Source organism: Parapedobacter flavus (genome assembly GCF_035818675.1).
In the GTDB taxonomy this organism is placed as follows: Bacteria; Bacteroidota; Bacteroidia; order Sphingobacteriales; family Sphingobacteriaceae; genus Parapedobacter; species Parapedobacter flavus.
In genome coordinates, this window is record NZ_JAYKZZ010000010.1 from 187,036 (window position 1) to 207,073 (window position 20,038).

The window sequence follows — 20,038 nt, forward strand, 5'->3', positions numbered from 1 at the left end:
AATAATCAATCTGTTATTTCTGCAAGTGGCCCCCCTATGACTGCCTCCAAAGCGTCTTTTGCGACCAAGAATTCCACTTCCGTTCTGATTAAGCTAGACTTGGCCTCAGCCAAAGCAGATTTTGCGGCATTGTATGTTTCCAAATCAATTTCGCCAAGCTCAAATTGCTCCTGCATCTGTCCCAATATCATCTGGTTGTCTTGCACCGATTGGGTGTTGATTTCCAGCTGATTATTGAGCATTAAATAGTTGTAATATTGAGATTTGACCTCATTTTCCAAATCGACCTCATATTCTCGCAGTTCCAATTCAGATATAAACCGTTGTTGTTTCGCTTGCTTAACCAAGCCGGGGGTCCGCACCAACGTAGACAGGTTTAAACTAACACCCAGTTGGAAACCATTAACCAGATACGGATTTATTACGTTTACGGACGGCTTGTTATTGGGACGGTAGAAATACGATGCTTGGAACATATCCAGATACGAAGCTTTCGCGGCCGTTACGCTCGCCCGTGCGCTGACTTCCGTGGCTTCGAATATCTTCTTTCGAATATTGTTCTCCTTTGCCAATTGTATCAGCTTTTCCAGATATTGATAGTCAATCTTATCAATGACCGATTCCTGTGCATGGGCCGGGGTAAGGAGTGTTAATGTAAAAAAAATAAATATCCAATTCTTCATAACCATTAAACTAGTTTTCAAAGATAAACACTGCATGTTTTTCGTAATAGCGAAGGCAAAAGTATCTCATATTCGAATTACTTAATTACTTTTTCGGCTATATAATTAGCGATTGTAGCTTATAAACTACAAAGTCACGGCGATTATTATTACGCCGTTTTGAAGCTCCGAATCAAGAGGAACCTGTTTTTTTCACTATCGCACAATTAACGAAAATAAATTTCGTTATTATGAAATACTGAATAATGCTATACGCTTCTAATATGAGAGTTTTTTCACCATCATTATCCATTTGCATCTCGCTCTTCGGGATATTTTTTATCCCGTCGACGGTGAGCTGCTCGAAAAAAACAGCAGCGAATAATGATCCCCCCCCCATTGAAACGCCCAATGATCGTCCATCCAAAGTCACCTTCAATGATATGCTCGGCGTGAACGCCTTCGAATGGAATTTTGGAACCCAAAACAATCCAACCGCCCCAGAGCGGTCGCGTTTTTTCGCGCCGTTTTCAAACGTGCGACATTACCTGGATTGGCGACAAATTGAACAAGACAAAGGTAAATACGGCTATAATCCAACACCTCGTGGAGGATGGAAATACGACGAAATTTATGAGTGGTGTAAAACCAACGATATCACGGTACTCGCTTGTATTAAGACCATACCCGACTGGCTGTTGAAAACTTATCCGAAAGACAAACAAGACGGAGAAAATGTACCTGCGCCCTATGGTGCTGATCTATCAGATCCCGCCTCGTATATCGAATTCGGAAAACTAGCATTTCAATACGCCGCGAGGTATGGTAGCAATCCAGATGTTGATCCGTCACTGGTACATGTAGAACCCGTGCCCCATTACAATCCGAATAAGAAACGAATAGGTACGGGACTTGTTGAGTATATTGAATGCAACAACGAACCGAACCGTTGGTGGAAACCCAATAAGGTTGCTCAACAGACAGCATCAGAATATGCTGCGAATCTTTCGGCATTTTATGATGGGCACCAAGGTAAACTTGGGGAAGACGTTGGTGTAAAAAATGCTGACCCGGACATGAAAGTCGTGATGGGGGGCATCGCTGCGGCCGATCCTGCCTTTGTACAAGAAATGATCGATTGGTGCCGAAAATACCGTGGGAACAAACCGGATGGCACGGTTGACTTATGTTTTGATGTTATCAATTACCACCATTATTCCCATAACCGGGATGAAGAAAAAAACCGAGCTCAACAACGGGGTGTCGCACCGGAACTCTCTAACGCAACGGACCTCGCCCAACGCTTTGTAGCGATGGCCGAGCAGGACGCTTACGGAATAGAAGTATGGAACACCGAGGTAGGGTATGATGTTAACGAACATAGTGTACAGCGAGCAATCCCGATCAAAAACAAATCGGCACTCATCACACAAGCCGATTGGAATCTGAGGAATGCGCTCCTGTACGCGCGAAACGGCGTTAGCAAGCTATTCTTCTATATGCTTCATGATCTTAGTGCCAACAGCACGACACAATACGCCTCTTCAGGGTTTGTGGATAAAGAAGGGACGTTGAGCGCCAAGCCTTCATGGAATTACTTATTGCAGGCAAAAAAAATACTGGGTGATTTTTACTTCCAAAAAACCATCCATTCGGATCCGTTTGTGGATGAATATCAACTAGGTGGTCGAACAATATATGCGATGGTTGTTCCGGATGAGATCGGTCGTACTGCAGACTATCAATTGGAAGTGGGCAGTGCGGTTAAACAAGTAAAGGTATACCGGCTTCAGTCGAATAGCACCACGGCCACAACAAATGTCCAAACGGTAACCGATGGAAAAATCATGCTAACGGTATTGGAGACCCCTATTTTCGTGGAGCTTCTCCAGTAATCAAATCGATTAAACGATACAATTACAACGGCTTTCCTATTCGGTAAATGCGACCTTCTTTGGTGTCGGTGATCACGTAAAGTGCACCGTCCGGTCCCTGTTGTACATCGCGGAGTCTCACGCCTACGTCTTCCATAAATCGTTCTTCGCCCACAACTTTATTGCCTTCGATGACCAACCTCGTTAGATATTTACTCGCTAACCCGGCAATAAAGAGATCATTGTTCCATTCTGATATCACGTTGCCGCTATAAAATGCAATTCCCCCCGGTGCAATGCATGGGTCCCAATAATATCGGGGTTGTTCCATCCCATTCCGCGTAGTGATACCGCCACCGATCAGGTTTTCCATTTCAAAACGGTATTCCTCCCAAGGAAAGCCAGAATCAGGAACGGGCAAAATACCCTGGCCAACGGGCGTACTATCGTAATTGATGCCGTAGCTGATAATAGGCCACCCGTAGTTTTTTCCGGCTTCTATCATGTTTAGCTCGTCACCGCCCTTGGGCCCATGCTCGGTTTCCCACAACACACCGGTGGCCGGGTGAAACGCCAATCCCAAAGGACTCCTGATTCCCAACGCCCATATTTCCGGTAATGCACCCGAAACGCCTTCGAAAGGGTTCCCGGGAGCCGCACTGCCCTCTTTATCCAAGCGAAGGACCTTACCAATCGAACTATTCAGGTTTTGGGCCATATAATGTGAATCATGGCGGTTCCGCTCGCCAGTGGTTACCATTAAATAACCGGCTTGGTCAAAAACCAAACGCCCTCCATACACGGAATTACCGGCATGATCTTGTGATACCTGATAAATCTCTTTAACATTTACCAATCGATTCTCTTCTATAACCAGATTGGCTTTACATATTGTTAGGCGATTAGCGGGCCCTATCCCTTTCGAATATGAGAAGTAAATTAGGTGATTAATGGTAAAATTGGGGTCGAGCGCAATATCGAAAAGTCCTGCATTGGAAGAGTTCGCGCCGGCACCAAGCTCACGGACATCAAAAAACAAATCAGTTGGTAACCCGGTTATCGGTTCACCTATCGATACCCCATCCAGTCCGAAACGGATAATACGCATATTACCATCCTTTTGGGCCAATAAAATCGCACTATTAGAAATAAACTTAAAGCTCCAGGGTTTATAAATGGCAGCGTCCGCTATCAACAACGTCGTTTCGATTGCCGTATTTGTTTTCACGCCGTCGATCCGAGTTTGGCCAACAAATGCCGGTTGAAACCCGGCGCCATTGCCTGGCAACGTTTTTACAGGAGCTTGTGTTACGGGCTGTTCCTCGCCCTCATTTTCGTCGACACCGGCATCAAATGCGGCTTTTTCACATGCCGTAATTAGCAAAATCAAAGGAAAGAAAATCTTCCCGAACTTTGCAAGGTCACGAAAACAGGTGTTGACGATTCTATTTAACCTTTCCATAGTTGTTTGCCGTTTGTGTTTTACTTCTTCTGATAGAGTAAGCAAAGCTAAACCATTACCCTGCTTCATCAGCACAAATCACCGCAAACAAAAAAGAAACGTAGCTATAATCCTACAGGCCGCTCACGGAGGAGTCATTTCCTATTGAAATCTGGATGCGTGATAAAACAAGGCAAACTCAACTAAGGTAACCGGTATTGGAGCATCCACGAATAGACATCCTGGTCAAACGCATCATAATCCGGATTTTCCTTGCCTTGTCCTGACCCGTCATACGTCATGGTCCAACTATCGTGGCCCACATTTGGGTAGAGCGTCAACTTGGGTTCTTGCTTCGGATTTATTGCCTTTAATGCCTGAACGATCTCAGTTGCGCGGGCAACGGGAACTTGTTGATCTGCTTCCCCGTGAAAAACCCAAAGCGGGATTTTTGACAGATTCCTCACATAGGTGCCATTATTGGAGGCACCCCCGCCACATACGGCAACAGCAGCTGCGATTTTAGAATCTGCACCGTATTTCCCAAGGTAGTCAAACGTACCAAAAGCGCCGAGGCTCAATCCCGTCAAGTAAACGCGGCTTTCGTCAATGCGGTACGTTTCAAGCAAGTAGTCTATAAAATGTTTTAATGTCTGGCTGCCCCATTTATTCACCCTCGTTTGTGCCGATACGACCAGCATTTCTTCTTTTGGAGACCAAACTCTTTTGTTAATTAACTTACCTGGGCCATGTTTAACCGCCTTATTTAATTCTGCCGTATTGGTCTGGCTATTCCCGCGCTCTCCCGAACCATGTAAAAAAATTAAAACTGGATAGGTGTTTTTGAGGTACTTATACGATTCTGGAAAGAACATGAAATAACCATATGGGGAAGGCGTCTCCCCTAAAACAAAAGGAACATGGAACCCATTACCGATCTGATATTCTTCACCGTAGTTAAAATTCGGGTCTTCTTCTTGCTGCTGATCTTCCTCATCCTGTTGGCCTCCCTGCTCCTCGTCGTTTTCGTCTCCTTGTCCAGCCTCCTCATTTTCTTCGCCCGTCCCTTCCCCATCGCTATCTTCGACCACTTCCGTTTCTTTTCCGTCATGAATATCAATTCCATTCTTTTTGTCACAAGAGGCTGCACTAAAAAAAACATAGAACAGTGAAAGTAAAATAACCATAGACCGTGCACGCATATGAGAAAATATAAAACTTGTAAAACCGTCACTTACAGACAATCATCGCGCCAAAGGATGTCAATTTACAAAATAATTCACTTTGAACCACTTATCTTTTTTCGTTATTTTGCTTTATGGCTAAAATCGCCCACCTCATCCTAACTCATCAGCATCCCGGCCAGGTCAGCCGATTAGCCCGCGCCATTGCACATCCGCTGCATGATGTGTATATCCATGTGGACAAAAAACAAGATATCCTACCGTTCCGCCACTTACTCGATAACGCAGGCGTCCGCTTCATTATCAAAAGAACGCGGGTAGACTGGGGTGCCTACAGTACGGTCGAGGCCATGCTTTCGTCGATGTCAGAAATCCTCGAACGAGGTCGTTATGATTTCATCAATTTAATGAGTGGCAGCGATTACCCCCTAGCTGAACCGTCAGTCGTCGATCACTTCCTGAACGGCCATCCTCAGAAAACATTCATTGAATTTTACCGGCAAGGATCAACATGGTGGGAGCGGGCGAGAACCCGGACAGAAAAAATCCACTTGACCAACTATCGTTTTAAAGGAAAATATTTACTTCAATATGTGATCAACACGCTTCCTTTCAAACGTAAAGCACCTATGGGTCTCGAACTAGTAGGCAGTTCACAATGGTTTACCATGGCAACCACGCACGTATCCTATGTTTTGGATTTCGTGAAAAAGCACCCCGAAGTCGTCCGCTTCTTCAAACATGCATGGGGGCCGGATGAGTTTTTCTTCCAAACGATATTGCTCAATTCCCCCTTTCAAGATGAGATTGTGAACGACAACTTACGCTATATCGATTTCAGCGATGGGATGGCTAGCCCGCGAATACTGACAGATGACGACTATCCGCTATTAATATCCTCCAAAAAAATGTATGCCCGGAAATTCGCGGCCAATTCACCCTTATTGGATATGCTTGATGCACACCGAAGAACCTCCTAATCTCATGTTACACTTTTTCCTTCTGAAACACTGCTGGAATCGTCTTCAATAGAATCTTCAAATCCGTCCAAAACGAAAAATGATTTGTATAATCATTATCCAGTTGCCGGCGCTCTTCATCAGACATTTCACTTTTGCCTCGCTTTGTTACTTGCCAAAGACCCGTAATTCCCGCCGGTCCTAAGAAACGTAAGGCCCATTCGTCTGATGTCAGTTCCTGCGCTTCGTATAGCGGCAATGGTCGGTTGCCCACCAACGACATATCTCCTTTCAACACATTAAAAAGCTGCGGAAGCTCATCCAAACTGGTGTTCCGCAAAAAGGAACCTAATTTCGTAACCCTTGGATCATCCTTTATTTTGACGAAAGCCGACTCACCGCCATTTGCCGCGTATTGGTTCAATGCCGACAGTTCGGCCAATTCCTTATCGGCATTTACCCGCATGGAACGGAACTTGTAGAAGTCAAAAATACGATACCCTGTTCCTGCCCGCTTACTTTTATATAGTACAGGGCCCTTAGAGTCCAGTTTAATGAATACAGCAATCAGCAACAATAATGGAGAAGCCATGAATAACACGAGACTAGCAACTAGTACATCGAAAATCCGTTTGGTCACTGGCATCTCGTAACTTTTAGGGAATTGCTTCCCCATGTATACTGGCTGTCCACTTTGTAGATATTTAAATCTCAGGATAAGCTTGATACGTTCCCTGACATCGGCGACGTTAATGGGGTAAAAGTAAATATCGTTCACCAACGGCTTAAATATATCAACAACGACCCGTCTATTCCCTTTAAAGCTCAAAAGGATGATACTGATTACCCGAGTTACTGTGTTGCCTCTTAATTGAGCAATCAATCGCTGCGTCTCTGAAATCTCATCGCCTAATTCCAGCAACAACACTTCCGGTATTTGCAGCATCGGACATTCCCGAATGTACCGCTCCAGATCAGCTGGTTTATCAAATTTGGCAATTTCGACATTATCAAACATGCCATCTTCGAACTCATCCCTGAACTTAGTGCCCAGATAGGCAACCGACACTGTCAAAAAAAACTGCTCTTGTTTTACATTAGTTAACAAATCCATAGGGCGATGTCTTGAAGATACTTCCAATAGTTTCTTTCAATTTAATCGGATCGAAAGGTTTGTGGAGATAGCTAACCGTAGAAAACGGCAGATTGGTCAACTCCTCCTGCACATGCGGCGAAGCGGAGAGTACAATGACTGGAATTTCACTATACAGCCCACTTACTTTGAGACACTTCAGAAATGTACCTCCGTCCATTTGAGGCATCATCCAGTCCATGATAATCAAGTCTGGTGTATAATGTTGATTCTCCAACCAAAGAAATGCCTCGTAACCATTAACCGTCGATTGCACATCGAATTCTTTCGACAAAATAAAGTGGAGCAGTCGATGGATAATAGGCTCGTCTTCTACTAGAAGTATATTCTTTTTCATGTATTTATCTTCTCATTTAGAAAACCTTTAACACGCGCAAATCTGCATGTTTTTTTGACGAATAGAATAAGAAAACAGATGAATAAACTGCATTTGTAGCCAAAGCACTACATACTTATAGCGTATAAACAATACATCGTCCGTTCAGCGCTACTGTTGTAAAAATTAGCGTAAAAAAGCACGAATACCTTGATTGATGAACTCCTTTCAAGCGTATCTGACAACCTTTCTATATAAATAAAAAACGGCCCGCCAATAGTCTCGGGCAGCGATAAAAATCGTCTTAGGGAAAAGTATGGCGTGAGCCAATAAAATCATCCACGCCCATGGTTGGCTCAAGCTCGCAGCGACAAGTAAACTTAAAGGCAAGAATGCCTGATAAAAATCCATCATCAGCACTTGCCATTGCGCGTTGGCAGGCGTCAGCAGGACGATGGGGATGCTGGTATATCGCTTGTAACGAATCATTACCAGGACAACATATAACAACAGGCCTATCCAAATAACAAACAATTGAATCTGTAAAAGCATACCTATAGCAGCAATTAATTCTACGCCAAAAAGTATGGTAGTGACAGGTCTGAATTTTTCGGGTATTACTTTTGTTGCAAACGTGTTTGTATTCGTGTTGATGTCGTTTTCCCGATCAACAAATTGGTGCCACAAAATCGCGCGTAAACCCGAAGCAAACGCCCATATTCCTACGGTTATGAACCACCAAAAATGAGCTGAAAATCCGGTGTAATAAATGAATTCCGACACGATAAAAAGTGCCGGAAACAAACTTTCTCCACATGCACAACATACAACACCTATTCCTCCTCTTATTTTCAATCTGATTGGGGGAACCGAATAGAGGATAAAGGAAAGCCAAGCCATTGCGTAAAAGAATAGCGACAAAAGATCCGGATATATGATAATCCCGAACGCCACGCCCAAGGTAAGACAACCCGCGAGACATACCCATCGGCTCCTTTCAGAAAACTTTGCCATCCGATTCTTCTTACCAGCCTCCAAATCATCATCTATATCGGTCACATCGTTAATCAGACTCGCGAACACCGCACCTATGACTAGACCGACAAATGCAATAAGAAGAGTTGGGACCGCTTCAATCAATGGTGTCTTGGACACAAATGCGGTAGCATAGCCAATACCCAATAGTGGAACTAGCTTATATTCCCACCATTCTGCTGCTCGAACCATCTTCCTTATTGTCACAATATACTGCTTCATTTACACCCAACAAAAACGAACAATATTACATACCTATCGACAAAACGTTATCGAAAACCATCCGCTTTCAAGAAAGCCGCCTTAACGCGGATTTCAACAATCTCCCGGATTTTAATCTGTTGAATAATTCTGACACCAACTGCTTGCTCGATAACACATTCATCGTATTTTGTATAGAATCAGGTTCTCTCACGAGGTGTAATGGTTCATTTGGATACACGATGCTGGCGGGCGTATCGTCGCCGGGGGCGCGTTTCTCACTGCACACGATAATCCTTCGTAATGCTTGCAATGTTCCGCGAGGCACATCTGCGCGAAACACAATCTCAATTTTCCGAAAAAACACGCTAAACCACCGCACCCACTGATCGAGGTTGGGGCTTAATAATGGATAATAATTCCCATCAAACTCTTTATAGGTCCAAATAAGTCCCAACGGCGTTGGCGCAAAATCTCTTGTGATATTTGCGGACATGTCATAGAAATCAGCTGGAAGTTCCAATTCCAAAACATCAAATATATCGAAGGGCGTCAGCATACACGTGCCGTTTGGTGATGTCCACTCAGCCATTCTTATCACGGAGCGCTCAATTGCATCCATATCGGGCAAATAGGACCACGGCTGACCGGTACAGGATACTAAATCGAACTTCCCTTCCAATGACTCGTTTTTCTCCGTCATACTTTGTTGCACAAATGCAACCTCCGAATTAGCCATGCGCGCGCGGTCCAACATATTGGTCGATAAGTCTAGCCCCATTCGGTCGACCTCAGGAAATTTACTCAAAAAGTAGCCCGTGCCACACCCTACATCGAGCCAATTTTTACTTGTTTTCAGTAACGAAGTGAGCGTACGAATGTGGAACTCGGCTGCAGGCTTCCAAATATCTTGATTCCACCAAGCATCATTGTATAAGCTCGCGTATTGATCATCGTATAAATGATCGGCATTTTTGATTTCTTTTAATAACATTGACATTTTCTATAGTGTTTAATATGGAATATAATGATCAAGCAACGCGAATAGTTTCATCTGCAATCACATTTTGTCTGCAACACATTTTGCTCACATCGAGCTGTCTTTTTCAACGGCTTGGTTTTATATAATTCATCCGATACATCATCCGCTGATAGCCATTACGAAGGCTCGATTTCATTAGCTTGGCCGCGGTAATCAACGTATGTTTTACGTCAATTGAAAGTGCTTGTACAAAGCGCCGGGAGAAATCGATTAGATGACCGTTTTTTGTCAATTGATATTTTCCGAACTCCACAAGTCCGGCTACATACCGTTGTTCCAATAATCTTTGCTCGCTTAGCGTGAGCCAATCTCGGTATTTAATAAGAATTTCGTTGGTATCCTCAACTAGAAGCAATTTAACCACCTCCTCCCGGGCGCGCCCATCATAGATATTTTGACCGTCCAAATCTTTATACCAAAGCCTTTCCAATGTAAAAACCGCTTTGCAGGGCTTAGCAAGAATCATATCCAAATAGAGCCCCCAATCGTCGCCGATATTTAACTTGCAATTCCAACCGCCAACCATGGAACTCCGCTTTAATACCACAGAAGACGAAGGCGAAGGGCACGCCATCAGATAGAGTTTTCTCAAATCCTCGTTATCCAAAAAAAACCAACCTTTTTTTTCTTTCGACAGGTAATTGCATAAAAAAGGGTCTGATGAAAGAAAGTCTTCCCAATTTCCAGTAATTTTCGATTTCTGATTCCAATTCGTAAAAACAAAGTCAGCATCATAATCGCGTAACTTGCCGACACAAACCTCCAGAAAACCCGGCGTCCAATAATCGTCCGAGTCTAGCGACGATATGAGCGTTCCACGAGCTTGGCGCATTCCGGTATTTCTGGCTGCAGCTTGACCCGCATTGTCTTGATAAATGTATTCAATTCCAGGCTTAGATTCCAACAAAGCCCGTGTGCCATCTGTAGAACCGTCGTCTACCACGATAAGCTGTATATGTCGGTATCGTTGGTCCAAAACACTATTAATCGCCCTTAACACCGTATGGGCTCGGTTGAATGTCGGAATAATAACGGATATTAAAGGTTGGCTGGTCATATAATCGCTAGTATTTTCTTTCCAAATATTTCTTCTGGTGATGAAGGCACCTCTCGCGCGATGCATTTTGAGGCATTTTGTCCAATTTCTTGCCACCGGTCGCGTTGCTGCCAAGCACGTTCCATTGCTTCATCAAGCGACCGCTCAGCAGGCAGGGAAATATACCCCGAAACCCCATCTTCTAAAAACTCCGCATTCCCTCCTGCATCGGTGGTGATGACTGGTCGCCCCGCCATCATGGCCTCCATAATGGTCAGTGGTAGTCCCTCACTTCGCGAAGGTAATACGAGCATGTGATGTGTTTTCCAAACCTCATCGATTCGATCTGTATACCCTTCAAAACTGACATTCTTTACATCAAGTAGTGCCGCTAACTCCATCAATGCTTCTTTATCCATCCCTTTTCCAATGAAGGAAACATGAATAGGGCGACGTTTCCACTTCTCCAAGCTCAATACCCGCAATAGCATATCCTGGCCTTTGTCTAAAATAAACAGACGCGCGATACAACAAAAGCGATAGGTCGATTGCAACGCAGGGTAAGGAATCGGTGAACTAATCTTGATCGGATTGAATATGACTTCTCCGTTCGTCAGGCGCACACCAAATTGCTCTTCGGTCAACCTTAGATTATGTTTGGAAACAAAAAAGCAACGTTTGGCGTGTAGGAGTAATTCCCTCATTACACGTCGGTCTTGTGGCCCCGGCCAATAGAAATCGACGGCTTTTTGTGCAATAATGACATACGGAATCCCCAATTTTAGACAAGGATGGGCAAAAGCTAATCCATCAAAGTTTATACCCTGAGATATGATGACAAATGCCGGTTTGGCCCGACGGAGATAAGTTTCAAACGCCTGAACACTTCCATGGAGAACCAGATCCAACAATCCATTTTTCCGATTGCGCCATTTCCAAAGCTCATTTCCAACGCGTCTTATTAACCGTTTACCAAAGCCCTGAAGGTCTGGGTATATCGCCTGAAACGTAACCCCTAAGTTCTTCAATTCAATAAATTTGGGGTGCTCAAGGGCAATTTCTGCTTTGCAAACCGTCACCGAATGACCAGCATCCCTAATAAACGGAACACTCTTCGCCCATAATTCCTCGCTACCGCCCCAATCGTCCGAACATGTCGTTAAAATAACCACATGGCTATTCATAAACGGTAAGTTTAAAGTTGTGTTTCATTTAATATTTCTTCTTTAAATAAATTCACGAAGTCGCCCTCCTGATGGCTTAGTTCAATAAACGATCCTTCTTGTACTATTTCCCCACCCTTCAGCACATAAACATAATCGGCGTACTTGATCGTAGAATAACGATGACTAATTACCAGGATCCCTTTGTCACGGTGATGCTCGGACAACATCGAAAAGAAGTCCTGTTCGGACTTCGCATCAAGCGCACTCGTTGGTTCGTCAAAAATCAAAAAACGGCCGCGGCCATATAATGCCCGGGCGATGGCTAGTTTCTGCCACTGACCAATACTCAATTCATGACCATCATCAAAAACCCGCCCCATCACGGTTTCATAACCCTTTGGAAACTCCGTTACAAATTCATGGACCCCCGATTGGGTCGCAGCTGTTTCTATGGCCCCTACGCGAGGGTTATCGTAGTCTACATCACCCAAACGAATATTTTCGGCGACCGACACATTGTATTTACAAAAATCCTGAAAAACGACACCGAAGTTTTTCCGGTAATCTTGCAGCGAGAACCGACGAACGTCCTCCCCGTTAAGCCTTATACAGCCAAACGACGGATCATAAAGCCTCGTCATCAACTTGATAAGTGTACTCTTACCAGCACCATTCATTCCTACCAGCGCTATGATTTTCCCCTTGGGAACCTGTATATTGATATTACGAAGCGTGAACCGCTCCGAATGTGGATACTTAAAACCCACATCTTTGAAGGTCAAGGCTGAAGCATCACTGATGGGCAGTTCAATGGGTGATGAAGACGGAAGGTGTCTAGGTGATTCCAAATCCAGCAATTCATAAATGCTATTAATAAATATATTATGCTGATAAATGGAAGAAATGCCAGAAGCAACCCCTTGAAGAAAGTTAAAAATTTGAGGGAACACTACCAAGAAAATGGCAATATCCCCTATTGTGACTTTACCATCCAAAGCTTGATTTATGGTATACCCGATACAAGCAAACAGGCCTAGACTGGCCAGTGTTGTTGCAATAATTTCTCCATTTGTCCGCGCAAGGGAAATTTTCAACCGTTCGGCTAAAAGTTGCAGCCTTATTTTCAAGTATTTATGCTTAAAATAATTACCTAAATCAAAGGCTCGCACCTCTTTTGCGGTGACTTCGGACGTAATCAGCTGTCCGAAATACGTAGCATGTCGCTCTAAAGATGTGGTCTTAAGTCTGAAAACATTCAGTTTATCCGAAAAGTATATGCGTATAAATAACGTAGGCAAGACAAATAGTACCAGCAGAGGCAATAAAATCCAATCGATATGGACGATAATGGAGGCGATGGCTAACAAGCTAAGGACCTGCTTAGCCGTATCAAGAATAGCAATAATCAATGCACTCGGACGATCGGCCCCTGCATTCTTCGCCCGTTGTAGAATATCAAAATAGGCAGGTTGTTCATAAAATGATAATTCGATGCTGACGGTCTTCTCATGTATCTTGTCGTTGATTAGCTCAGAAACAGTGGCTGCCTGCCGTTCAGTAACATAACCCGACACAGCCTTTACAACATGATAAGCTACCGTTACCGATGCCGCGATGATCAACTGTGTGATAATCTGATCTGCATTCAACGCCATATGATTTGAAGATGCAGTCACCAAATCAATTAATATCTTTATCGCGTATAAAGAGGTGTATAAAGCAAACGTTTCCAATACAACCATGAAAACCAACAAACAGGTCATCTGCTTCGAGAGTGACCACAGCAACCCGATAGTCCGGCCAATCCGCAATTGCGCACCAATTTCTTTTACCCGATTTGTTACAGCTATTACCATCGATTCTTTACACCCTTGCAGGCCAAAATAATGTAAATAAAGTTCATAAGGAATACATGGACACTAATTCCCTATACCATTCGCCAAGTTCGAGTTATACGGATTACCTCCATTAATATAGGTAATAAACTGATTACTCTCGTCATAGCATAAATGTATTCGCAACAAAGGTCCAAAAAATCAGAAAGTTTGTAATATATTGTAACGCCTTTATCTTCTTTTGTAGAAAAAATGCTACAGGGTCAATTAAGTCGATTATATCATTAAAATATCAAAGGGGAGCGGGATTCAAATCCTGTCCCTTTAATCTCGAAATCCACCGCTTCTTCGCGCTAAAAAAAAACATTTCGACGAAGTAATACAGCATTAACGAGGAAATAGTAATATACGTAATATACGTAAAAAGTAACAATAGCTTATGCCCCCCAAAATACATATCACCAAAAAAGTAGCTGCCGATGTAAGGTAAAAATGCACCTATCACCAAGCTGGAATGCACCAGATAAATACTATAGCTTACTTTGCTGACATAAGTGACCATATCCCTTGCTAACCGCCATGTGATTCCGACGTAAAATAGCCAGGGTATACAAAGAGTCGCACACGCCTAGGCAATGTCAAAATAAAAAAAGCCAAAAAGCTGCCATAGTATACGATGCTCACCGGCAACCCCACCTGTAAGGTCTGTCACCATATAAATAAATAAGGGAATCATCAACTGGGCCACTAAAAGAATCGAAAAAAACAAAAGTGATTTATATCTATATTTTTTAAAATGCTGCGGATAATAATAATAATAATAATAATAGAACGCTAATGCCGCACCGTATATCGGTGCGTCTATCCGGAAGATTATACTTAACGGCATTAGCAACAAAAAGAAAACCCAGTACAGGTTTTTAGCAGCCCGTGGTCATCTCCAATTGAACTCGCCAGAACGCCAAAAGGAACTCCGGCTCGAATATGAAACAAAATTAGTCGCCGCCATAGCCAAGCATGATGCAGAAAAACCCAAAAATTAAAAAGCATAAAAAAACCATCCCAACAAAGTAGGATGGCTCAATGTTCATTAATGGCGCACTAGTTGCACTATTTCTTTTTCTTGCTCAAATCAGCACGAACTTTTTTGACGAAGTCTTCGGTTACCGTAGCAAAATTAGCAATTTCAGCAACGGAGAACTCCCCCGCAGCCAATAGATTGCTCACAACCTCGTAGCTCTTCTGCTCGACACCCAGCTCAAACCCTTCTGCTTTCAGCAATTCATACGTACTCATAACTTGCCTCCTTATTGTTTCGTATCTGTAACGCCTACAACCATTTCGGTGGCCCAATTGAGCCGATCGGTTCCGTAATCAGTTACAACCGCTTCACCCGGATATTCCGGAAATGTACTTCCGAACCATGCCCGAGGAACGCGATATGACCCGATGTCCGCATCAACCCGGGATGCTGTTTCTTGTCCAACGTGCCGTTCTTAGACGCTTCGGCCAAATCACCATCCACAATCACCGTCCCGTTCAGCGTCACTTTTATCTTGTTGCCCTTGATCCAGATTTCCTCGGTATTCCATTCGCCCATAGGCTTCAGGAAACCTCGCTTGGCCGGAATAACCCCGTAGACCGAACCGTGGTATTGGTACTCCGCCAGGTTTTTATACATATCGGCGGTATTGTCAAGAACCTGGATCTCCATACCGCCGTAAGCAGCGTCGCCATCCAACGGTGCCCGTATGCCAATGCCATTGTTCGCACCGGGCGTCAGCCGAAACTCAAACCGGTAAATGAAATCGGCAAACTCGTCCTTCGTATAGAGATTGCCCCCCGACCCTTCTTCAGGATAGATCGCTAACGTGCCTTCATCACTTACCCGATAGGCTGTCGTGTTGCCGGTCCATGCATCCAGGTTGGTTCCGTCAAACAACACTTCGAAACCTTCGGCTTTTTCTTCTGCACTGAGGGTAAACGTCTCGCGGCGCGGGAGCTCCCGCACATACACATCACGATACATCACATGCGTACCATGCGCCTGCAATTCGAGCTGTTCCGTGGGGAAAATCGGTATGCTTCTATCCCAATAATTTTCAAGCACCACATTGTCGGTCACCAATTCACCATTGAGATATACTGTTACTTTATCGCCAATCATGGTGATACGGAACGTATTCCATTCGCCCAATGCATTGTCCGCCACCTTAAGTGGCTTGCTTTTGTGCGTTTGGTTGTTATATAATCCGCCGGAGCCGACCTGCGCCCCTACATTCACGCGCGACGTATCCCATATCTGAACCTGAGGTGTGCCGCGCAGATAAATGCCAGCATCGCCATCTTTTCCATCTTTATCTAACTTCCAGTCGACCAACAGCTCGAAATCGCCATATTCTTTTGCCGCAACGATGTTGTCGCCATGGCCATTGAAATGTAATACGCCGTCTTCCGCGTACCATCCTTCACGCATCACCTCGTCGGCCTTCACTTGCTCAGCGGCGAGCGTTTTGGCGTCCATCTCAGCGCGTTTTATCGGATTCGCTACCAGCCCTTTCCATCCATTTAAGTTGTGCCCATTGAACAACGATACATAGCCCGGACCTTCGGGCAACCCATCAAGATACTTCTGAATGGCCTCACGCTGGTAGCTGCTCTCGCTTCCTGACAAACGTGCGATTGCTTTTTTCAGTAATCGAGTTACCGCTGCGCCGTAATACTGTTTGTTTTCCAATGCAATGTTTATTACCGCATTTGTTGCGGTGGCGCCCAGTTCTTTATCATCCATAAACTGTCCGGCAAATAGCAGGGCTTGATAGGTTTTCTGACCTTGCAGCGCCTGTAATACCGTCTTACGCTGGCCGTCCGTTTGGGCGACTTCAAATGCATCACGCAGGTAAAGCACCTTTTGGTCGGCAGGCACATCGGCAATACCAACAATACGCACCAGGCCGTTGATCACTTCACCCAATTGACCGCTATCCATCACTTTTTTACGGCTCAACTCGACCAATTTTGGTAAGGCCGCCGCATCTGCCCAATCCGTCAATGCCGAAGTGGCTGCGCGGCGCAAAGCCGGGTTATCCCCTTCGGTGTAGTCCGAAACGATAGCCAGCGCACGGGGTCCACCGACTCCCGCCAAAATGGGGAAATAATGGGGTTGTACGCCGGCACCTGCACCTTTAAGGCTGGTGATGACCTGTTGCAATTGGCTACCCCTATCGGCACCACGATCTACCGCCACGACTGCCGCATTTTGCACATGCCCAATGTACCGCTCATCCGTAGAGACCAGCAGCCCCAACAGACTATTGAGGTCGTCCGCACGTGCGATCTTCGGCAGCGCTGCATAAGCCGCCGCTTTTGCCTCGTCACCGGCATCATTGTTAACCATGTCTAGCATTACCGGCATGCTTTCGCCCGCACCACGCCGGCCCAGCACGTCAATCAACAACATTCGCACATCATCGTTCTTCGTTGCCGAGAGCGCTTCAGTTACGGTTTGTATAAGCTGCTCCTGCTCCGATACAAGCAATACACCCTTGATGGCAGCCCTTGTTTCACCATCCGTGTTTTCCAACAGCGGAATCAATTCTTTCACCTCGGCATCACTGTCCAATTGATGGAGCGCCCGCACCGCTGCTATCCGCACGGCAGGTGATGTTGAATGCAGTGACTTTCGGACGGCTGGCAGGGCTACAGTTTGCCGCTGATTTCCCAAATACCGAAGAATGTCCACTTGAGCATGCTCGTCGCCCTTCGCAGCGTTACGAACCAGCTTGGCCGTTGTCCGGTCATTGAGGTAAGGCACCAATAAGCCTAACGAAGCATTCCGATACACAGAATCATCGTCTTTCACCGCCTTTAATAGCTTGTTTACGTGTCTCTCTCCCTTGATCTTCGTCAGCAGTTCCAGCGCTGCGAAATGGCTGTGAATTTGACTATCCGCCTGGGTGCTCTTGAATAATCGCGATGCCAGTTTGCCGGCTGTCTTTACTTCGCCCAGCTCGACAAGCCGATGGAGGTAATTGATATAGGCCGCCGTCGCATCTGTCGGGTCGTACGCATAGTCGGCCGCACTGGCCGCATCCATCAAAACCGACCCGGACGCTGTTCCGCCGATCCGGGAAAGGGCGTATAACACCACCTTTTGCAGGTTTGTATCGGTAGCGCTTGCTTTGGCTAAAACCGACTGTTCTGCTGGGGAGTAAGCCATGAACCCCAGCGCGTTAATGATATTGATCTCCGCTACTCCGGTCGCTTGGGGCAGGGCCTTCAGTAACGCGGTCCCCGCCGTTTCCGTGCCGATACGGGCAAGCGCCCGTGCAGCCTTTTCACTCAGATAGTCATCGGTAAGATAACCGCTAAGCGCATCCACCGCTGTGTCGTCACCCGCATTTTGCAATAGCTGTATGACGAACCCTTTATTGTCTTTGTTATCCAGTGCGGCCAACGCAGCTGTAGCACCTTGTATAAAAGTGGCCCGCTGCTGGTTTTTACCGGGTAACAACACATGATAACTATAACTGTTTGTTGCATATTCGATACCCGCATTGTCCCCTTGTCCCGGCGGCGTCAATTGAGAAAGCAGTGCCGAAATATCCGCAGCAGTGAACCGCTCCAGCTGTCCCATCGCATCGTTAAGCCGCTGGGGCGTCTCCGATGGCTGTAAAGCCAATATATCGGCTATCTTGGTGGTCGTCGTACGGGTGTCGCCCTGTTGGGCATACACCGGTGCTTGTAATATAAATAGCGCTAGGAGCGCAACTATGGACCTTATCATGGATATCTATATTTTGTAAGTTTATAACGACCAAGGGCCACGCATGGGTTGGTCAAGTAATCTGTTCGCTGCTTCGTCATCAATAAATTCGAGCTTCGCTGAGTCAAACTTCAGTGACCGTCCGAGACGTAGTGCCGTTAACCCCATATTCACGATGGTACAAGACCGAAACCCATTCTCTTCGTTAAGTGCAAACTTCTGGCGTGTCTTCACCGCCTCCACAAAGTCGGTCATTTGCGGCTCCGGGTCTGGAAACGAGGCGAGTTTCCGTTCCATGTCCGGGATGTCCGACTTGAATCCTCTATACAACTTCCCTTTCGGTCCCTCGATATAAGGCATCCCCGCATCTTTACCTTCGCCATCGAGAACGATCTGGCAACCGTCGGCATAGGTAAATGTAATCCTCCGCCAGGTGCCTACGGCATCGCTATGTTGTTGCGGCGCATCCACTTCAACGGTAATGGGACTCTCTCCGTCCTTATTCAGGAAGTACTGGACCGGGTCGATGTAATGTTGCCCCATGTCGCCTAACCCCCCGCCATCATAATCCCAGTAGCCACGGAATGTCGTATGTACACGATGTTCGTTATACGGTTTATAAGGTGCCGGGCCCAACCACATATCGTAATCCAGTTCTTTCGGAACTTCCTGTACGGGCAGGTTCTCACGACCCACCCAAAAGAATTTCCAATCAAATCCGGTGTGCTTGCTAATCGTCACCTTCAACGGCCACCCCAACATATCCGAATCAACCAGTTTCTTGATCCGCTTTACCGGCACGTTCATCCCATAAAAATTGGCATCAAAACGAAACCAGGTATTCAAACGGAAAATATTACCACGTTGCTTAATCGCTTCCATCACTTTCTTGCCTTCACCGATGGTGCGGGTCATCGGTTTTTCACACCAGATGTCCTTGCCCATACGTGCGGCCTCCGTTGCCATAAGCCCGTGCCAATGCGGTGGCGTTGCAATATGTACGATGTCTACTTCCGGAAGTTGAATCAACTCGCGGAAATCCGCTAGTTGATTCACACCATTATCGCCCAGCTGCTTCATGGCAAGGGCCAAATGGCGGGTATCCACATCACAGATGGCCACGGTTTTGGTACCTGCATAGCCGAAATGCCCCCGGCCCATGCCACCTACTCCAATAACGCCTTTTGTGAGGTGATCACTTGGCGCTAAATAGCCCTGCCCACCTAAAACAAAACGGGGGACAATGCTGAATGCCGCTGCCCCCACTATTGATTTCTTAATAAAATCCCGACGGGACGTGTTTTCTTTCTTCATGGTTATTCTGATTTCCAAATCGGTTCCGAAGTCACAAATTTATTATTTCCTTAAT

The 20,038-nt window shown here is 45.5% G+C and carries 15 protein-coding genes; 2 read left to right on the top strand and 13 right to left on the bottom strand.

Annotated elements, in window-relative coordinates; translation table 11 throughout:
- Window positions 1-5: 5 nt before the first annotated feature.
- Window positions 6-683 (bottom strand): TolC family protein, encoded by a 678-nt coding sequence (locus tag U9S71_RS09670; RefSeq protein WP_326327079.1) that lies wholly within the window; start codon window positions 681-683, stop codon window positions 6-8.
- A 263-nt stretch (window positions 684-946) separates the two neighbouring features.
- Between U9S71_RS09670 and U9S71_RS09675 the strand changes: the two genes are divergently transcribed.
- Window positions 947-2,557, top strand: a complete 1,611-nt coding sequence (locus U9S71_RS09675; protein WP_326327081.1) for a hypothetical protein — start codon at window positions 947-949, stop codon at window positions 2,555-2,557.
- 22 nt (window positions 2,558-2,579) lie between these two features.
- Here U9S71_RS09675 and U9S71_RS09680 read toward each other — a convergent pair whose 3' ends face one another.
- Complete coding sequence (locus tag U9S71_RS09680) at window positions 2,580-3,998, bottom strand: PQQ-dependent sugar dehydrogenase (protein ID WP_326327082.1); 1,419 nt, start codon at window positions 3,996-3,998, stop codon at window positions 2,580-2,582.
- A 182-nt stretch (window positions 3,999-4,180) separates the two neighbouring features.
- Window positions 4,181-5,164, bottom strand: coding sequence for a carboxylesterase family protein (locus tag U9S71_RS09685; RefSeq protein WP_326327083.1), 984 nt, complete (start codon window positions 5,162-5,164; stop codon window positions 4,181-4,183).
- 131 nt (window positions 5,165-5,295) lie between these two features.
- Here U9S71_RS09685 and U9S71_RS09690 point away from each other — a divergent pair, with 131 nt between their 5' ends.
- Window positions 5,296-6,141, top strand: coding sequence for a beta-1,6-N-acetylglucosaminyltransferase (locus U9S71_RS09690; protein ID WP_326327085.1), 846 nt, complete (start codon window positions 5,296-5,298; stop codon window positions 6,139-6,141).
- A 7-nt stretch (window positions 6,142-6,148) separates the two neighbouring features.
- Here U9S71_RS09690 and U9S71_RS09695 read toward each other — a convergent pair whose 3' ends face one another.
- The 10 genes from U9S71_RS09695 to U9S71_RS09740 all read right to left on the bottom strand — a co-directional run bounded on the left by U9S71_RS09695 (window position 6,149) and on the right by U9S71_RS09740 (window position 19,983).
- Window positions 6,149-7,234 (bottom strand): sugar transferase, encoded by a 1,086-nt coding sequence (locus tag U9S71_RS09695; protein WP_326327087.1) that lies wholly within the window; start codon window positions 7,232-7,234, stop codon window positions 6,149-6,151.
- The gene (locus tag U9S71_RS09700) at window positions 7,218-7,610 is read right to left on the bottom strand and encodes a response regulator (RefSeq protein WP_326327088.1); all 393 of its coding nucleotides are present in this window, start codon (window positions 7,608-7,610) and stop codon (window positions 7,218-7,220) included. Before U9S71_RS09700 ends, U9S71_RS09695 begins: the two co-directional genes overlap by 17 nt.
- Window positions 7,611-7,817: 207 nt before the next feature.
- Window positions 7,818-8,846 carry a UbiA family prenyltransferase gene (locus U9S71_RS09705; RefSeq protein ID WP_326327090.1) on the bottom strand — a complete coding sequence of 343 codons (1,029 nt, stop codon included), beginning with the start codon at window positions 8,844-8,846 and terminating at the stop codon, window positions 7,818-7,820.
- Between the two features lie 67 nt (window positions 8,847-8,913).
- On the bottom strand, window positions 8,914-9,819 hold the full coding sequence (locus U9S71_RS09710; protein ID WP_326327091.1) for a class I SAM-dependent DNA methyltransferase: 906 nt from the start codon (window positions 9,817-9,819) through the stop codon (window positions 8,914-8,916).
- 112 nt (window positions 9,820-9,931) lie between these two features.
- Window positions 9,932-10,924 (bottom strand): glycosyltransferase family 2 protein, encoded by a 993-nt coding sequence (locus U9S71_RS09715; RefSeq protein WP_326327092.1) that lies wholly within the window; start codon window positions 10,922-10,924, stop codon window positions 9,932-9,934.
- On the bottom strand, window positions 10,921-12,087 hold the full coding sequence (locus tag U9S71_RS09720) for a glycosyltransferase family 4 protein (protein WP_326327093.1): 1,167 nt from the start codon (window positions 12,085-12,087) through the stop codon (window positions 10,921-10,923). Before U9S71_RS09720 ends, U9S71_RS09715 begins: the two co-directional genes overlap by 4 nt.
- 11 nt (window positions 12,088-12,098) lie before the next feature.
- Window positions 12,099-13,925: an ABC transporter ATP-binding protein gene (locus U9S71_RS09725; protein WP_326327094.1), complete on the bottom strand. Its 1,827-nt coding sequence runs from the start codon at window positions 13,923-13,925 to the stop codon at window positions 12,099-12,101.
- A 1,089-nt stretch (window positions 13,926-15,014) separates the two neighbouring features.
- On the bottom strand, window positions 15,015-15,200 hold the full coding sequence (locus U9S71_RS09730; RefSeq protein WP_326327095.1) for a hypothetical protein: 186 nt from the start codon (window positions 15,198-15,200) through the stop codon (window positions 15,015-15,017).
- A gap of 82 nt (window positions 15,201-15,282) precedes the next feature.
- Window positions 15,283-18,690, bottom strand: a complete 3,408-nt coding sequence (locus U9S71_RS09735) for a 3-keto-alpha-glucoside-1,2-lyase-like domain-containing protein (RefSeq protein WP_326327096.1) — start codon at window positions 18,688-18,690, stop codon at window positions 15,283-15,285.
- A gap of 21 nt (window positions 18,691-18,711) precedes the next feature.
- Window positions 18,712-19,983 (bottom strand): Gfo/Idh/MocA family oxidoreductase, encoded by a 1,272-nt coding sequence (locus tag U9S71_RS09740; RefSeq protein WP_326327097.1) that lies wholly within the window; start codon window positions 19,981-19,983, stop codon window positions 18,712-18,714.
- Window positions 19,984-20,038: the final 55 nt, after the last annotated feature.

Bases quoted from the DNA above. Each gene is read 5' to 3' on its own strand.
- U9S71_RS09670 (WP_326327079.1), bottom strand. From the start codon at position 683: ATGAAGAATTGGATATTTATTTTTTTTACATTAACACTCCTTACCCCG.
- U9S71_RS09675 (WP_326327081.1), top strand. From the start codon at position 947: ATGAGAGTTTTTTCACCATCATTATCCATTTGCATCTCGCTCTTCGGG.
- U9S71_RS09680 (WP_326327082.1), bottom strand. From the start codon at position 3,998: ATGGAAAGGTTAAATAGAATCGTCAACACCTGTTTTCGTGACCTTGCA.
- U9S71_RS09685 (WP_326327083.1), bottom strand. From the start codon at position 5,164: ATGGTTATTTTACTTTCACTGTTCTATGTTTTTTTTAGTGCAGCCTCT.
- U9S71_RS09690 (WP_326327085.1), top strand. From the start codon at position 5,296: ATGGCTAAAATCGCCCACCTCATCCTAACTCATCAGCATCCCGGCCAG.
- U9S71_RS09695 (WP_326327087.1), bottom strand. From the start codon at position 7,234: ATGGATTTGTTAACTAATGTAAAACAAGAGCAGTTTTTTTTGACAGTG.
- U9S71_RS09700 (WP_326327088.1), bottom strand. From the start codon at position 7,610: ATGAAAAAGAATATACTTCTAGTAGAAGACGAGCCTATTATCCATCGA.
- U9S71_RS09705 (WP_326327090.1), bottom strand. From the start codon at position 8,846: ATGAAGCAGTATATTGTGACAATAAGGAAGATGGTTCGAGCAGCAGAA.
- U9S71_RS09710 (WP_326327091.1), bottom strand. From the start codon at position 9,819: ATGTTATTAAAAGAAATCAAAAATGCCGATCATTTATACGATGATCAA.
- U9S71_RS09715 (WP_326327092.1), bottom strand. From the start codon at position 10,924: ATGACCAGCCAACCTTTAATATCCGTTATTATTCCGACATTCAACCGA.
- U9S71_RS09720 (WP_326327093.1), bottom strand. From the start codon at position 12,087: ATGAATAGCCATGTGGTTATTTTAACGACATGTTCGGACGATTGGGGC.
- U9S71_RS09725 (WP_326327094.1), bottom strand. From the start codon at position 13,925: ATGGTAATAGCTGTAACAAATCGGGTAAAAGAAATTGGTGCGCAATTG.
- U9S71_RS09730 (WP_326327095.1), bottom strand. From the start codon at position 15,200: ATGAGTACGTATGAATTGCTGAAAGCAGAAGGGTTTGAGCTGGGTGTC.
- U9S71_RS09735 (WP_326327096.1), bottom strand. From the start codon at position 18,690: ATGATAAGGTCCATAGTTGCGCTCCTAGCGCTATTTATATTACAAGCA.
- U9S71_RS09740 (WP_326327097.1), bottom strand. From the start codon at position 19,983: ATGAAGAAAGAAAACACGTCCCGTCGGGATTTTATTAAGAAATCAATA.